Below are 15,763 nucleotides of genomic sequence, written 5' to 3' on the forward strand. Positions count from 1 at the left end.
AAACCTATAAAAATCAAGTGGTTATCACTTTATTTGGCGGAAGCGGTGAGATTCGAACTCACGAACGGGTTCCCCCGTCGGCAGTTTTCAAGACTGCTGCCTTCAACCACTCGGCCACGCTTCCTGGGGAACCGCATTATACATAAATCGTTGCCTCACAGGCAGGATCGGTACAACGATGCGTCGTCAGCGTTCAAGCAAGCTTGGGCTCCCGCCTGCGCGGGAACGACGGTTCAACAGCTTCAGGCCACCAGCAGCCAATTCTCCCGCAGCGCCTTCTCGAACTCATACTCCGGCAGCGGCTTCCCATACAAATACCCCTGCACCTCGTCGCACCCGGCCTGCCGCAGGAACTCCATCTGCTCCACGGTCTCGACGCCCTCGGCGATGACGCGGTGCCCCAGCTTGCGTCCCATGCTGATGATGGTGCTGGCGATCGCGCAGTCGCTCACGTCGGAGGGGATGCCGGTGGTGAAGGAGCGGTCGATCTTCAATGTATCGATCGGAAAGCGCTTCAGGTAACTCAGTGAAGAATAGCCGGTACCGAAATCGTCCAGCGACAGCGCCACGCCCAGCGCGTTGATGCGGTCCATGATGCCGATCACGTAGTCGATGTCGTGCATCAGCGTGCTCTCGGTGATCTCCAGTTCCAGCCACGACGCGTCGATGCGGTAGCGCTTCAAGGTATCGGCCACGCGGCCAGGCAGCGAGGACGTGAACTCGCGTGCCGACACGTTCACCGCCAGCCGGAGCGGCGGCAGGCCGGCGCGCTGCCAGATCGCGGCCTGGGCGCAGGCCTGTTCCAGCACCCACTCCCCCACCTGCACGATCAAACCGGTGGTCTCGGCCAATGGAATGAATTCGGAAGGCGGCACCATGCCGCGCTGCGGATGCATCCAGCGCACCAAGGCTTCGGCGCCGACCACGCGGCCGGTCGCGATCTCGAATTTCGGCTGGTAGTGCAGCAGCAGCTGGCCGTGGCCGAGCGCGTGGCGCAGGCCGGACTCGATCTGCATGCGCTGCTGCATGCCCTCGTTCATGTCGAGGCGGTAGAAGGCGACGTTCTGGTCCGAATTCTCGACGCGTTCCTTGGCGCGCTGCATCGCGATGTCGGCCATGCGCAGCAGGGTCTCGGCGTCGGCGCCGTCCTGCGGATACACGCTGATGCCGATGCTGGCGCCCATGCGCAGGTCGTGGCCGCCGATCAGGAACGGCGCTTCCAGCACCGCCTGCAGTTTCTGCGCCACCGTGGTCGCCTCGAAGTGCTGGCGCACGTCGAACAGGCCGATCGCGAATTCGTCGGCGGCCAGGTGCGACACCACGTCCTCGTCGCGCAGCGCGCCGCGGAAGCGCTGGGCGACCTGGCGGAGCAGCTCGTCGCCGACCGTGCGGCCCAGGGTGCCGTTGATCAGCTTGAAGCGGTTCAGGTCGATGTACAGCACGCAGGCCGTGCCCTCGTTGCGCTGGGCGGACATGAGTCCCTGGTCGACCAGGCGCGCGAACAGCGTGCGGTTCGGCAGGCCGGTCAGCTCCTGGTAATAGGCCAGGTGGTGAAGGCGGTCCTCGGCCAGCTTGCGCTCGGTGATGTCGGTCAGGTAGGCGATCAGGCCGATCGGGTTGTCCTCGAGGTCGCGCAGCGGCGACAGCGACAGGCTGGCCCAGAACACCTCGCCCGACTTCTTGCGGCGCCGGACTTCCATCATGCGCCCGCCCTGCTCGGCGAAGGCGTCCGGGAAGTCCGGGCCCTCTTCCGGGCTGTCGTCGACGTACAGGAACAGGATGTGGCGGCCGACCGCTTCCACCGCGGAGTAGCCGAACAGCTGCTCGGCGCCGCGGTTCCAGCTGGTGATGTAGCCCATGCGGTCGGTGGTCAGCACCGATTCGTGGATCTGGTCCAGGATCTGCGACTGGTGCGCCAGCTGGGCCTCGACCTGGGCGTAGGCGTGCGTGGTGCGCTGGGCCAGGCCGTGCATCTGCAGCAGGGTCGCGGTGAGCGTCGCCAGCGCGTCCAGCTGGCGCCGGTCCCCGTCGCCGAAGGTGCGTCCGCGCAGTTCGTAGCGGCCCAGCGCGTCGCTGTCGGGTCCCACTGGCGCGATCAGCACATCCTTGGCATCGGCAACCGCCGCCGCAGGCGCCGGCCCGGCCACGAACACAGCCACCGGGCATGCGAGCAGTCCGCCGGCGATGCGTCCCAGCTCGGCATGCAGGGCGTAGCCGCGCAGCCCGAGGACGGCCTGGCACACGGCAGCGCTGCTGCCGGACAGGTCGCTCGGGACGACAGCCGTCGGCTCAGACATTGCGTGCCACCTGGATGGCCCAGTGATAGGCGTGGAGCTGGGCCTGCCACCAGGACAGGCTGTCGACGCCGGCGGCTTCCAGCATCGCGCCGTCCGGGCCCGGCGCCTCGCACAGGCGCAGACGGTGGCCGAGCCGGCCGCCGCGCGCCAGCAGGGCCGCTTCGACTTCGTCCGGCAGATGGAGGTCGCGCACCAGCACCGCCATCGGCATATGGAACAGCCGGTCGAGCAGCGAGAACACGCCGGTCATGAAGGCCAGGTCCTGTTCGTCGCGGTCGCCGCCTTCGCGCTTGCACAGCGCTTCCAGCAAGGCGGCGCGGCGCGCGGCGACCGGCAGCAGCAGGTTCGACGGACCGTCCGGATGCTGGCGCGCGTACAGCAGCAGTTGCAGCCAGCGCTGCAGCTGGCGCCGGCCGATGCGGCTGATGGCCTGGCCGAAGCTGGTGATCTGGGTGCCGACCGAGAACGCCGCCGAATTCACCAGCTTGAGCAGGTGGTAGGACAAGCCCGGATCCTGCTTCAGCTGGGCTTCGAGTTCGCGCGAATCGGCGTCGCGGGCCAGCAGCGCGAGCATGGTCATCAGGCGCCGGCGCGTGGTGCCGTCGTCCTGCCGGCCCGGGTCCCTGGATGCGTCTTCGTCAGCGTCGAGCGCATAGGTGCCGGAAAACCAGCCGAAGCCCGCGTTCTCGCAGGCGCGCAGGCAATCCAGCGAATCCACGCCGCGCGCCAGGTGCGGGCCGAACAGGGCCGGCAGCGAGGCCGGGGCCAGCGACGCGTAGTCGACGCCGATCTCGCGCGAGACGCCGCGCAGCGCCACCGGCCGCTGCACGCCGTCCGGCAGCGGGCCGTCGAGCAGCACGCGGTAGCCGTCGACCTGCAGGTCGGCCAGGCGGCGCGCGGCGCCCTCGCCCGCCAGGGCCTGGGCGCGGACCGCCAGCACGACGCGGTTCGGCGCCAGCAGTTTCAATACGGGAGGTGTCAGGGCCGCCGGGGAATCCAGCAGCACGATGCAATCCAGGGGCGCCACGGCCGCCAGCAGGTCGGGCGCGCCGAACATGGCCTGCAGGGTGGCGTCATCGAGACCGCCTTCGGTTGCGCGCAGCAGCAACGCAACCCACTCGTTCTGCGCGTTGGCGACGGAACGGATCTCAACCAACGGGAAAGTGGCGGCGGCCATTTGTCGAAGTGGATTAGTGATTATGCATGATTGGTTGTTTCACTAATAGTAGTGCAGGCATTATCGGAAAGCAACTTAATTTGTTTCCTTATGGATACATTTTCAGGAGGCGTGCTGGACCGCGAATCTGATCAGCTCGGCCTGCCCTTCGATGCCGAGTTTGCGCTTGATGTTCAGGCGATGGGTTTCGACGGTGCGCACCGACAGGTCGAGCGCGCGCGCGATCTGCTTGTTCGACTCGCCGTTGGCGATATGGCGCAGCACTTCCTGCTCGCGCGAGGTCAGCTGGTTGTCCGGCATGGCCGGCCTGGCCAGCTGGCGCGCCACCGGGGCGCTGTAGTAGATGCCGCCGGCCATCACGGTATCGATCGCCAGCACGATGTCCTTGCCGGGCGCATCCTTGAGCACGTAGCCGCGCGCGCCGGCCTGCATGGCCTGGCTCACGTATTCGAGCTTGTCGTGCATGGACAGGATCAGCACGGCGATATCCGGGTGGCTGCGGTTCAGCTGGGCGGTGGCTTCGATGCCGCTGCCGTCGCGCATGGTGATGTCCATCAGCACCAGGTCGACCCGGGCGCCGCCGAGCAGCTGCAGGGCTTCGGCGCCGGATCCGGCTTCGGCCACCACGCGGAAATGCGGCACCGCTTCCAGGCGCGCGCGCAGGCCGTCGCGCACCAGCGGATGGTCGTCCACCAGCATGATGTGGACCGGTCGTTGGTTCGTGTCAGTCATGGTTCCAGTGGCTCAGGTCGACGATCGCGCGCACCGTGGTGCCGGCCGCCGAGGAGGTGATCTGGAGCGTGCCGCCGATCGCGTCCAGCCGCTCCATCATGTTGCGCAGGCCGATGCCGCGCTGCGGGTGCACGGCCACGTCTTCGGTGTCGAAGCCGGCGCCGTCGTCCTCGATGGCGAGCGCCAGTTCGTGGCGCCGCCGCTCGAGCGACAGCGAGATCCTGTGCGCGCCGGCATGCCGTTCGATGTTCGTCAGCGCTTCCTGGGCGATGCGGAACAGCACCGTGCCGACCACCTGCGGCAGGCGCTCGACCTTGCCGCGCGATGCGAACGCGACCGGCGTGCCGCTGTGCTGGCTGAATTCCCCGGCCAGGTGCTCGAGCGCGGCGGCCAGGCCCAAATCGTCCAATAAGGTCGGCCGCAGGTCGTGCGAGATGCGCCGCACTTCGCCCAGCACCTTGTTGAGTTCCTCGGCGGTGCGCTCGAAGCTGGCGCGCGCCTGCTGCTGCTGCTCGGGGTTGCCGGCCAGGCGGATCACGCCGGCCTCGATCTGCAGCTTGATCGACACCAGCCACTGGCTGATGCCGTCGTGCAGGTCGCGCGACAGGCGCGCGCGCTCGGCTTCCTGCGAATCGACCACGCGCTGGGCCAGCACCTTCAGCTTGGCGTCGGCGACCCGCGATTCGCTGACGTTCAGCGCCAGCCCGGACACGCCGATCACCAGCGCCGACAGGATCGCCAGGCCGGCGATCCACCACATCGTGGTCTGGATGTTGCGCGACTGCTGGGCATCGACCTTTTCGAGGGCGGCGTCGACGTCGTCCAGGTACAGGCCGCTGCCCATCATCCAGCCCCAGTCCGGAATCAGGACCACATAGCCGAGCTTGGGCGCGGAGACGCCGCTCGACGGCTTGGCCCAGTTGTAGCGCACCATGCCGCCGCCCTTCCTGGCCACCGCGATCAGGTTCTGGATCGTCGGCGCGCCGAACTGGTCGTGCAGGTTCCACAGATTGCGCCCGATCAGCTCGGGCTGACGCGGATGCATCAGGTTGCGGCCGTTGAGGTCATACACGAAGAAGTAGCCGTCGTTGCCGAAGCTGAGCGAGGCCAGCAGGCGCTTGGCCTCTTCCAGCGTGGCAGGGTCCTTGCGGCCCGACGCGGTCAGGTGGGCGATCGCGTGCGAAGCCAACTCCACGTAGTGCTGGAGCTCGGCCTGCTTGGTGGACAGGTAGGCTTGCTGGATGGTGGCGCGCTGCTGCTGGGCCAGGGTAACGGCCTGCTGGCGGATGAACAGGGCGATCGCGCACAGGGCCACGATCAGCGGGGCGATCGCGAGAAAGATGAACTTCTGCCGTAACTTCATTCCGTGCACATGGATTTCGTCGTAACATGAAATTGTACGCCTGATCACGCGGACACCCCTACGTAATACTACGCATGCGTCTCCGTAATCATGCGCTTGTTGATTGCGATGTCGTGGAAGATACTGATTGGTAGCTTGCCAGGAATGTAAGCAAGAATAGCTTTCATAGAATAAGCAGTCACTGCTTGGAGGAGTCACCATGAATCGTCTTACAAGCCGGCTCGGTTGGGCCGCGCTTTCGCTGGCGGGCGCCATCGCGCTCGCTTACGTCGCACTGAACCGCGGCGAAACCATCAACGCGGTCTGGGTCGTGGTCGCCGCCGTGTGCGTCTACCTGATCGCCTACCGCTTCTACAGCCTGTACATCGCCGACAAGGTGATGGGCCTCGACGCCAAGCGCCAGACCCCGGCCTACAAATTCAACGACGGCCTCGACTTCGTGCCGACCAACCGCTACGTGCTGTTCGGCCACCATTTTGCCGCGATCGCCGGCGCAGGGCCGCTCGTCGGGCCGGTGCTGGCCGCCCAGATGGGCTACCTGCCGGGCATGCTGTGGATCCTGGCCGGCGTCGTGTTCGCCGGCGCCGTGCAGGACTTCATGGTGCTGTTCATGTCGATGCGCCGCGACGGCCGCTCGCTGGGCGACCTGATCAAGTCCGAAATGGGCGAAATCCCGGGCGTCATCGCGCTGTTCGGCACCTTCATGATCATGGTGATCATCCTCGCCGTGCTGGCCCTGATCGTCGTGAAGGCGCTGACCGGCTCGCCGTGGGGTTCCTTCACCGTGATGGCGACCATCCCGATCGCGCTGTTCATGGGCATCTACTCGCGCTTCATTCGCGTCGGCCGCATCGGCGAAGTCTCGCTGATCGGTTTCGTGCTGCTGATGCTGGCGATTATTGGCGGCCAGGCCGTGCACGATTCGCCGACCTGGGGCCCGATGTTCACCTTCACCGGCGTCCAGCTGACCTGGATGCTGATCGGCTATGGCTTCATCGCGTCCGTGATTCCCGTGTGGCTGCTGCTGGCCCCGCGCGACTACCTGTCGACCTTCCTGAAGATCGGCACCATCGTCGCGCTGGCGCTGGGCATCGTGTTCGTCGCGCCGATGATGCAGATGCCGTCGATCACCCGCTTCATCGACGGCACCGGCCCGGCCTGGGCAGGCAAGCTGTTCCCGTTCCTGTTCATCACCATCGCCTGCGGCGCCGTGTCCGGCTTCCACGCGCTGATCTCGTCGGGCACCACGCCGAAGATGATCGAGAACGAACGCCACGCCCGCTTCATCGGCTATGGCGGCATGCTGATGGAATCCTTCGTCGCTATCATGGCCCTGGTGGCCGCCTCGACCATCGATCCGGGCGTCTACTTCGCGATGAACAGCCCGGCCGCCCTGCTCGGCACCACCGCCCAGAGCGCCGCCGCCGCGGTGTCGAACCTCGGCTTCGTGATCACGCCTGAGCAGCTGACCCAGATCGCCAAGGACGTCGGCGAGAACACCATCATTTCGCGCGCCGGCGGCGCCCCGACCCTGGCGGTCGGCATGGCCCACATCCTGTCGAACGTGATCGGCGGCAAGGCGATGATGGCCTTCTGGTACCACTTCGCGATCCTGTTCGAGGCACTGTTCATCCTGACCGCGGTCGATGCGGGCACCCGCGCGGGCCGCTTCATGCTGCAGGACCTGATGGGCGCCTTCGTCCCGGCCTTCAAGAAAACCGAGTCGCTGCCGGCCAACCTGATCGCCACCGGCCTGTGCGTGGCGGCCTGGGGCTACTTCCTGTACCAGGGCGTGGTCGATCCGCTGGGCGGCATCAACACCCTGTGGCCGCTGTTCGGCATCGCCAACCAGATGCTGGCCGGTATCGCGCTGACCCTGGGCACCGTCGTGCTGTTCAAGATGAAGCGCAGCCAGTACGCCTGGGTCACCATCGTGCCGACCATCTGGCTGCTGATCTGCACCCTGACCGCTGGCTGGCAGAAGATCTTCGACGCCAACGTCAAGGTCGGCTTCGTTGCGCACGCCCGGAAATTCCAGGCTGCCCTCGACCAGGGCCAGGTGCTGGCCCCGGCCAAGAGCCTCGACCAGATGAGCCGCGTGATCTTCAACGACTATGTCGACGCCACCCTGTGCGGCTTCTTCATGTTCGTGGTCGTCGCCGTGCTGGTCTACGGCATCCGTACCGCCCTGCAGGCGAACAAGGAAGCCCGTCCGAGCGCCAAGGAAACCCCCTACGTGCCGGTCGAGCCGGCGGTCGAGGCCTGATCATGTTCAGCACGCTCGCACAGGCGGGACGCTATCTGGGGCAAAGCATGCGCCTGATGGTCGGCCTGCCGGAATACGACACCTATGTGGCGCACATGGAAAAGACCCATCCGGATCAACCCATCATGAGCTACGAGGAGTTCTTCCGCGAGCGCCAGCAGGCCCGCTACGGCAACGGCAAACGCGGCGGCTGCTGCTGAGTTTTCCGCGTATCGCCATCAAGGGACGCCTCGTGCGTCCCTTTTTCATTCCCCGCCCGCCTCTCAGCCCCGCGGTCTTGACATAAGACAAACGCGGCGCACACCCGCTCACCTATATTGCCTTCTTGCGGGAAACTTCTTTCCTGCATGGTGGGCCATGCCTGACGGCCTGATTGCAGCCGGATTTGCCCCGACTATGCCGACATTCGAGCGTTCCAGCCTGAGCCAGAAACTGACGATCATGTGCCTGATGTCGGCCGCCAGCGCGCTGCTGGTCGTCTATGCCACGTTCGTGACGGCCTCCGTGGCCGAGCACCGGCGCAACGAAGCCGCCGAGCTGAGTGCGCTGGCCCAGGTGCTGGCGCGCAGCAGCCAGGATGCCCTGCAGTTCAACGACCGCAAGCTGGCGGTCCAGATCCTGTCGGCGGCCTCGGCGCGGCCGGGGCTGGTGGCGACCGTGCTGTACGACCCCAGGGGCCGTCCGTTCGCCGCCTGGCGCGCGGAGGGCAGCGAGCGCCTCGAACTGGCTTCCCTGCCCGACCTTGGCGAAGATGCGCTGGAGGAAGCGACGCGCGCCGCCAGCCGCTTCTGGCTGCCGAGCATGCGCGTCTACCGCCAGGTCGCGCCCGACGCCGGCGGCCAGCCTGCGGGCGTGGTCATGGTCGAGGCCGACCAGCGCCCGGTCTGGCTGCGCCTCGCGCGCGCGATGGGCGTGATGGCGGCCGCGCTGGCCTGCGCCATGCTGATGGCCTGGCTGCAGGCCCGGCGCATCCGGCGCAGCATCGCCGACCCGATCGGCAAGCTGATCAACACTGCGCAAAAGGTCGCGGCCAGCCAGAACTACACGCTGCGCATCGCCCACCAGCGCAACGATGAGCTCGGCACGCTGATCGACAGCTTCAACAATATGCTGGCCCAGGTCGAGGGCCGTGGCCAGGCCCTGACCCACCACCGCGACGAACTGGAGCGCCAGGTGTCGGTGCGCACCGAGCAGCTGGAAAAGGCCAAGAACGCGGCCGAAGCGGCCAGCCGCGCGAAGAGCGCCTTCCTGGCCACCATGAGCCACGAGATCCGCACCCCGATGAACGGCGTGCTGGGGATGGCGGAAATGCTGCTCGGGACCGAGCTGACCGAGACCCAGCGCAACTACACCCAGCTGGTCAAGCAGTCTGGCGAGCACCTGCTGGTGATCATCAACGACATCCTGGACTTCTCGAAGATCGAGGCTGGCAAGCTCACCGTCGAGTACATCAACTTCAACCTGTGGGACCTGCTGGACGACATCCACACCGTCTACACGCCGCAGGCCGAGGCCAAGGGCATCCAGATGCACTTCGAGATTGCCAACGACATCCCGGTGGCGATCTGCGGCGACCCGAACCGGCTGCGCCAGATCATGGCCAACCTGCTGGGCAATGCGATCAAGTTCACCAACGAGGGGCGGATCCTGGCCAGAGTGCGCATCGCCAGCGAGGACAACCAGGCCGTGATGCTGCGCTTCGAGGTGCACGACACCGGCATCGGCATCTCGCGGGAAGCGCGCGGGCGCATCTTCGAAGCCTTTTCCCAGGCCGACGATTCGACCACCCGCAAGTACGGCGGCACCGGGCTCGGACTGGCGATCTCGAAGCAGCTGGTCGAGCTGATGGGCGGCGCCATCGGGGTCGACAACGCCCGCAGCCAGGGCTCGGTGTTCTGGTTCACGGTGGCGTTCGACAAGCGCCGCGTCGATCCGGACGCCCCGGGCGACCACCAGCACACCATCGATGGCCTGCGCGTGCTGGTGGTCGACGAAAACGAGACCGGCCGCGTCGGCCTGGAGCGCCACCTGGCCACCTGGCGCGTCGAATGCGACGGCGCCGACTCGGCCGACGAAGCGCTGGAGCGCTTGCACGAGGCGGCGCATGCGGGCCGGCCCTACGACGCCGCCATCCTCGACATGGAACTGGAACAGGGCGGCGGCCTGCTGCTGGCGGCCGGCATCAAGGCCGACCCCGCCACGCGCGCGACGCGTGTGATCCTGCTGTCCCCCGAGAAGCTGGCGGCCGACCCGGTGCAGCGCCGCGAAGCCGGGGTGGCCTACCAGCTGGTCAAGCCGGCCCGCGCGGCCGACCTGTTTGCCTGCCTGGCGACCCGCCCGCGCGGCCAGGTGGCGCCGGCGCCGCGCTTCGTGCCGCCCCGGCCGCTGCGCCACGAATCCGGCAAGGCGCGCGCCCGCCGCGTGCTGCTGGCCGAGGACAATCCGGTGAACGTCGAAGTCGCCAGGGCGATGCTGGAAAGCCTCGACTTGCGGGTCGACTGCGCCCGCAACGGCATGGAAGCCCTGAACGCGGTACGGGCGGGAGACACCGCCGGGCAGTACGACTGCGTGCTGATGGATTGCCAGATGCCGGTGATGGACGGCTTCGCGGCCACCGCCACCATCCGCCGCGACGAGCGCGAGGCCGGGCGCGGACGGACGCTCCCGATCATCGCGATCACCGCCAACGCGCTGCAGGGCGACCGCGAAGCCTGCCTGGCCGCCGGCATGGACGACTACCTGTCCAAGCCCTTCTCGCAGCAGGACCTGGCCGCCGTGATCGGGCGCTGGATCGCGCTGCCGCTGGCGGCCACGGTGCACCACGACGACGAGCCGCCGCGCCTGCCGCGCGAATCGGTCGAGGTGATCCAGCGCGACGTCATCAACCGGGTGGCGCTGGAAAAGATCCGCATGCTGTCGCGCGAGCGCGGCGACGCCCTGGTGCAGAAGGTGATCGCGGCCTACGTCGACGACACCCCGCAGCAGCTGAGCACCCTGCGCCGCGCGATCGACGGCATGGACACCGGCAACGTGCGCCGCATCGCCCACACCCTGAAATCCGCCAGCGCCAACGTCGGCGCCGACGCCCTCGCCGCCCTGTGCAAGGAGATGGAGCACCTCGGCCGCGCAGACACCACCGAAGGCGCGGACTCCCTCCTGACGAACATGGAACAGGAATTCCAGGCCGTCCGCGATTCGCTCACCGCCATCCTTGAGAAGGAAACCTGACATGCCAGCCCCCTGCTCCGCCAAACGCGCCGGCCAACGCGGCGTCGTGCTGGTCGCCGATGACGATCCGGTGATGCGCCTGCTGATGCTCGAGATGCTGGAGGGCGTCAACCTCGACGCCATCGAGGCCGAGGACGGCGTGCAAGCCGTCCGGTTCGCGCGCGAGTGCTGCCCCGACCTGATCCTGATGGACGTCGAGATGCCACGCATGGACGGCTTTGCCGCCTGCCGCGCGATCCGCGATTCGGAAAACGGCGCCACCGTGCCGATCGTGATGGTCACCGGCGGCGACGACCTGGAAGCGGTCACCAACGCCTACGAGGCCGGCGCCACCGACTTCGTCTCGAAACCGATCAACTGGCCGATCCTGGGCCACCGGGTGCTGTACGTGCTGCGCGCCAGCGACGCCATCGTGCGCCTGCGCATCGCCGACGCCCAGAACCGCGCGGTGCTGGCGGCGATCCCTGACACCTTCTTCCGCATGAACGCCGGCGGCATCTACCTCGACTATGAACCCGGCCGTGAGCAACCGGACCAGGACCGTCGCGGCATGCGCGAAGCCTTCCCCGCCGACGAATGCGTGGGCAAGCACGTGAGCGAGGTGCTGCCGTGCGAGATCGCCGAGCGCATGCTGGAGCAGGTCGAGGTGGCCCTGCGGATCCAGCAGGTGCGCTCGGTCGAGTATGAACTGATCCGCTTCGGCCAGGCCCAGCACTTCGAGGCGCGCCTGGTCGCCACCGGCCCCTCCGAAGTGCTGGGCCTGGTGCGCGACATCAGCGAGCGCAAGCGCGCCGAAGACCAGATCCGGCGCCTGGCCTACTGCGACAGCCTGACCGGCATCCCGAACCGCCAGGCCTTCCTGGAGATGCTGGAACGCGAGCTGCAGCGCTCGAAGATCGGCAACAAGAAGTTCGCCGTGCTGTTCATGGACCTGGACGCCTTCAAGCGCATCAACGACACCCTCGGCCACGACGTCGGCGACCAGCTGCTCAGGCAAGTCTCGGACCGCCTGCGCGAGACGATCCGCCCGAGCGACCTGCTGTCGCGCGGCGACTCCTTCACGCGCGACGGCGGCGATGCGAACCAGGGCACCAACCTGGCGCGCCTGGGCGGCGACGAATTCACGATTCTGATCCCGGACCTCGACCGTGTCGAGCACGCCCTGAACGTCGCGCACCGCGTGAAGGATGCGATGCGCCGCCCCTTCCTCATCGAGGGCAACGAGATCTTCGTCACCGCCAGCATCGGCATCTCGCTGTTCCCGGAGGACGGCGACGACTGCACCTCGCTGCTGAAATACGCCGACACCGCGATGTACCACGCGAAGAACTGCGGCAAGAACAACGCCAAGCTGTACTCGTCGTCGCTGACCATGCAGATCATGAGCCACGTGAAGCTCGAAGTCGGCTTGCGCAAGGCCCTGCAGAACGACGAGCTCTACCTGCTGTACCAGCCGCAGCTCGACGTGCGCTCGTCCGAAATCGTCGGCGTCGAAGCACTGGTGCGCTGGCGCCACGCCGAGCGCGGCATCGTCTCGCCCACCGAGTTCATCCCGCTGGCCGAAGAGACCGGCCTGATCGTGCCGATCGGCGAGTGGGTGCTGCGCACCGCCTGCAGCCAGGCGCGCACCTGGCAGAAGCAGACCCGCCGCCCGGTGCGCATGGCGGTGAACCTGTCGGCCAAGCAGTTCAAGGACGAGAACCTGAGCCAGATCGTGCTGTCGGCCCTGCACGATACCGGTCTCGATCCGCGCCTGCTGGAACTCGAGCTGACCGAGGGCACGCTGATGGACGACGCCAAGGCGACCATGGCCACCCTGGAACAGCTGCGCGGGATCGGCGTCTACCTGTCGATCGACGACTTCGGCACCGGCTACTCGTCGATGAACTACCTGAAGCGCTTCGACGTGCGCGCGCTGAAGATCGACCGCAGCTTCATCAGCGGCCTGCCGCAGGATTCCGAGAACGCGGCGATCACGCGCGCCATCATCGCGATGGCGCACGGGCTGAAGATGGTGGTGGTGGCCGAAGGCGTCGAGACCGGCGAGCAGCTGGTGCTGCTGGAAGAATACGGCTGCGACCTGGTGCAGGGCTTCTACCTGGGCCGCCCGGCGCCGGCGGATGCCGTTACCGGGATGCTGCAGCAGCTTTGGGTGCCGAACTGAAAAGCAGCGTGTGCTCCGGCGCCCCCGGCAACAGCGGCGTCGGGCGGCCCTTCACCCAGTCCTCGTGCCCGCGCAGGAACCAGGGCGACAGCGGATGGCCGCTCTGCCCGCCCGGCATGTCGAACAGTCCCTCCTCTTCCCTTCCCGGCGACACCGTCAGCCGCTCCGACTGGCCGAACTTCGGCCCCGCCACGCGCGGCATGTTGGCGTCGCCCGGCAACTGGTCCGGCGGCACGGCCAGCCAGCGCTTCAGGAACGGCAGCGCCATGCTGATCGGATGCGCGATCTGCGCCGTGTTGCGCAGCCCCCAGGTGGCTTGCGCCAGCGGCGTGCCGTCCCTGGTCAGCTCGGCGACGGCGCGGTCGACCGCGGCCAGCTGCAGCTCTTGCCAGTTCGCGTAGCCGGGAGGCAGCCAGGCCGCGGGACGCTCGTCCAGCAGTCGCACCAGCGCGACCGGCCAGCGCGAGGTGGCGACCGCCATGTTCGCCTTCGGATCCAGCTTTTCCATCTCGGCGTTGGCGCCGGCGAACAGCAGCTCGTACAGCGCCCAGCGGAACTGCTGCGCCAGGCGGTAGCCGACCGACCCCGTACTGGCGTGGCCGTCCCAGCTTTCCTGCAGCAGGCGCCGGGCTTCCGCGCGTTCCGCATGGCCGGCCACGGCATGCTCGTCGAGCGCCGCCAGCGCGCGCGCACGCCACTCCTGCACGTACAGGGCGCGGTCGTCGAGCGCGACGCGGAACACTGCGGGCACCTCGGCCCTGTCGCCCAGTTGGCGCAGGCCCTGGCCAAGCTGGCGCGCGCGCGCGCCCAGGTCGAAGCCGCCGTCGCCCAGCAGCTGCGCGTCCGGTCCCGCCAGCTGGCGGTTGTTGGCGGTGACCAGCTGGCCGCCCGGCGGGTTGACCACGCGCGGATGCTCGCCCGGCAGCAGCAGCGCGCGCCAGGTCGGCGCGGCGCCGTCCTCCTCCAGCGGGAACGTCAGCGCCAGGCCGCCGGCGCCGGCCTCGCGGCGCGGCAGTGCGCCGGCCACGGTCCAGCCGATGTTGCCATGGTCGTCGCCGGCCACGATGTTCTGCGCCGGGATACCGTCGGTCGCGGCCACCGCCAAGGCTTCGTCCAGCGTGCCGGCAGTCTCCAGCTTCAGGTGCTCGAGGTTCAGCGCCAGCGGCGAATGCGCGACCCAGTGCACGGCGTACAGCTCGCCGCCGGCCTCGCGGATCGGGCCGAGGCTGGTCTCGCGCACGACCAGGCGGTCGGGCGCCTGGCCTTTCACCAGGATGGTTTCGAGATGCTCGCTAGGCGTCTCCCAGCCCGACGGCAGCTTCACCTGGCCGGCGTGGGCGGCGTCCCTGCCCAGGCGCTGCAGGTCGAGCGTGTCGGCATAGCTGTTGGTGAAGGACCAGGCCACATGGCCGTTGCTGCCGACGATGACCAGCGGCGGCGCGCCCGGCAAGCTGACCCCGGCCACGCGCCGCTGCGCGCGATGCGCATCGGGGAAGCGCAGCGCCAGCCGGTACCAGATGTTCGGCAGCTGCAGGCCGAGGTGCATGTCGTCCGAGACGATCGCCGCGCCGCTGGCGGTGCGCGTGCCGGCCAGCGCATAGTTGTTGCTGCCGACCGAATCGGCGAAATGCACGCCCGCCACCTGGCGCGGCGGCACTGCATCCTTGCGGCCCCACCAGGCCGGCGCGGCGGCGGGAATCGGGGCCTGCGCCAGCGCCACCGCGGGCGCGTCGAGCGGCGCATCCCACTGGCTGGCCTCGGGCAGCAGGAAGGCGCGCTGGGCCGGGTCGAGGTGACGCGCCAGCCAGCCGCGCGCCAGCTCGTGCGGTTCCTGGTTGCCCTGCAGGTCGAGGTACATGGCCCACACCACCAGCATCGAGTCGGCCGGGGTCCAGGGCCGCGGCGCGGCGCCGGTCAGGGCATATTCGAAAGGCCGCGCGCCCAGCGCGGCCAGGCCATCGTTGACGCCGGCCGCGTAGCGTTCGACGAACTGGCGCTGCTCCGGATTCAGGCGCGCCAGCACCTCGGCGGCGCGGGCCCGGAAGCGGTGCAGGCGGTGCGCACGGTCGAGCGGCAGGGCCTTCGGGCCGAACAGTTCGGCGAGTTCGCCGGCCGCGCTGCGGCGCAGCAGGTCCATCTGGAAGAAGCGCTCCTGGCCATGCACGAAGCCGGTCGCATACGCGAGGTCGAGGCGGTTCGCGCCGCTGATGGTGGGCACGCCGTTGCCGTCGCGCGCCACGGTCACCGTGCCGGACAGCAGCGGCGAGGTGCGCTTGCCGTCGAGCTGAGGCAGGCTTGCGCGCAGGAACAGCCAGGCGCCGAGCACGGCCAGCGCCAGCAGCGCCGCCAGCAGCAGCAAAATGCGCCGGCTCCATATCCGCCATGCCCGTCGCGCCATCCCCGTCTCCCTCTGGAAAAGCGAGCATCTTGCCAGAAAAACCAGCCGGCAGCGAGTTCGTTCCTGTCCAGTGCCCGGGCGCCCGCGCCCGATTGGGCGGCGCTGGACGCCTCCCGCCGGCCTGCGCTATGCTGAATC

General features: G+C 68.1%; 9 protein-coding genes and 1 tRNA gene. 4 read left to right on the forward strand and 6 right to left on the reverse strand.

Annotated elements, in window-relative coordinates; translation table 11 throughout:
* Positions 1-34: 34 nt before the first annotated feature.
* From AC3A6M_RS11230 to AC3A6M_RS11250, 5 genes are all read right to left on the reverse strand, one after another.
* A tRNA-Ser gene (locus AC3A6M_RS11230) sits at positions 35-124 on the reverse strand.
* Positions 125-242: 118 nt separating this feature from the next.
* Positions 243-2,297, reverse strand: a complete 2,055-nt coding sequence (locus AC3A6M_RS11235; protein WP_487852803.1) for a putative bifunctional diguanylate cyclase/phosphodiesterase — start codon at positions 2,295-2,297, stop codon at positions 243-245.
* Entirely contained in the window at positions 2,290-3,474 is a 1,185-nt protein-coding gene (locus AC3A6M_RS11240) for an HDOD domain-containing protein (RefSeq protein ID WP_487852804.1), read from the reverse strand. Before AC3A6M_RS11240 ends, AC3A6M_RS11235 begins: the two co-directional genes overlap by 8 nt.
* A 102-nt stretch (positions 3,475-3,576) precedes the next feature.
* The gene (locus tag AC3A6M_RS11245; RefSeq protein WP_487852805.1) at positions 3,577-4,206 is read right to left on the reverse strand and encodes a response regulator transcription factor; all 630 of its coding nucleotides are present in this window, start codon (positions 4,204-4,206) and stop codon (positions 3,577-3,579) included.
* On the reverse strand, positions 4,199-5,569 hold the full coding sequence (locus AC3A6M_RS11250; RefSeq protein WP_487852806.1) for a cache domain-containing protein: 1,371 nt from the start codon (positions 5,567-5,569) through the stop codon (positions 4,199-4,201). The genes AC3A6M_RS11245 and AC3A6M_RS11250 overlap by 8 nt, the downstream gene beginning before the upstream one ends.
* Before the next feature lie 199 nt (positions 5,570-5,768).
* Between AC3A6M_RS11250 and AC3A6M_RS11255 the strand changes: the two genes are divergently transcribed.
* From AC3A6M_RS11255 to AC3A6M_RS11270, 4 genes are all read left to right on the forward strand, one after another.
* Complete coding sequence (locus AC3A6M_RS11255; protein WP_487852807.1) at positions 5,769-7,835, forward strand: carbon starvation CstA family protein; 2,067 nt, start codon at positions 5,769-5,771, stop codon at positions 7,833-7,835.
* A 2-nt stretch (positions 7,836-7,837) separates the two neighbouring features.
* Positions 7,838-8,035, forward strand: coding sequence for a YbdD/YjiX family protein (locus AC3A6M_RS11260; protein ID WP_487852808.1), 198 nt, complete (start codon positions 7,838-7,840; stop codon positions 8,033-8,035).
* Between the two features lie 196 nt (positions 8,036-8,231).
* On the forward strand, positions 8,232-11,063 hold the full coding sequence (locus tag AC3A6M_RS11265; RefSeq protein WP_487852809.1) for a hybrid sensor histidine kinase/response regulator: 2,832 nt from the start codon (positions 8,232-8,234) through the stop codon (positions 11,061-11,063).
* Between the two features lies 1 nt (position 11,064).
* On the forward strand, positions 11,065-13,227 hold the full coding sequence (locus AC3A6M_RS11270) for a putative bifunctional diguanylate cyclase/phosphodiesterase (RefSeq protein ID WP_487852810.1): 2,163 nt from the start codon (positions 11,065-11,067) through the stop codon (positions 13,225-13,227).
* Here the strand turns inward: AC3A6M_RS11270 and AC3A6M_RS11275 are convergent.
* Complete coding sequence (locus AC3A6M_RS11275; protein WP_487852811.1) at positions 13,190-15,625, reverse strand: penicillin acylase family protein; 2,436 nt, start codon at positions 15,623-15,625, stop codon at positions 13,190-13,192. The two genes, AC3A6M_RS11270 and AC3A6M_RS11275, sit on opposite strands and share 38 nt — an antisense overlap.
* Positions 15,626-15,763 lie beyond the last annotated feature (138 nt).

Source organism: Telluria sp. Soil_C_11, assembly GCF_057657395.1.

Coding starts and splice junctions, on each gene's coding strand:
- AC3A6M_RS11260 (WP_487852808.1), top strand. CDS start 7,838: ATGTTCAGCACGCTCGCACAGGCGGGACGCTATCTGGGGCAAAGCATG.
- AC3A6M_RS11255 (WP_487852807.1), top strand. CDS start 5,769: ATGAATCGTCTTACAAGCCGGCTCGGTTGGGCCGCGCTTTCGCTGGCG.
- AC3A6M_RS11275 (WP_487852811.1), bottom strand. CDS start 15,625: ATGGCGCGACGGGCATGGCGGATATGGAGCCGGCGCATTTTGCTGCTG.
- AC3A6M_RS11265 (WP_487852809.1), top strand. CDS start 8,232: ATGCCGACATTCGAGCGTTCCAGCCTGAGCCAGAAACTGACGATCATG.
- AC3A6M_RS11270 (WP_487852810.1), top strand. CDS start 11,065: ATGCCAGCCCCCTGCTCCGCCAAACGCGCCGGCCAACGCGGCGTCGTG.
- AC3A6M_RS11240 (WP_487852804.1), bottom strand. CDS start 3,474: ATGGCCGCCGCCACTTTCCCGTTGGTTGAGATCCGTTCCGTCGCCAAC.
- AC3A6M_RS11245 (WP_487852805.1), bottom strand. CDS start 4,206: ATGACTGACACGAACCAACGACCGGTCCACATCATGCTGGTGGACGAC.
- AC3A6M_RS11235 (WP_487852803.1), bottom strand. CDS start 2,297: ATGTCTGAGCCGACGGCTGTCGTCCCGAGCGACCTGTCCGGCAGCAGC.
- AC3A6M_RS11250 (WP_487852806.1), bottom strand. CDS start 5,569: ATGAAGTTACGGCAGAAGTTCATCTTTCTCGCGATCGCCCCGCTGATC.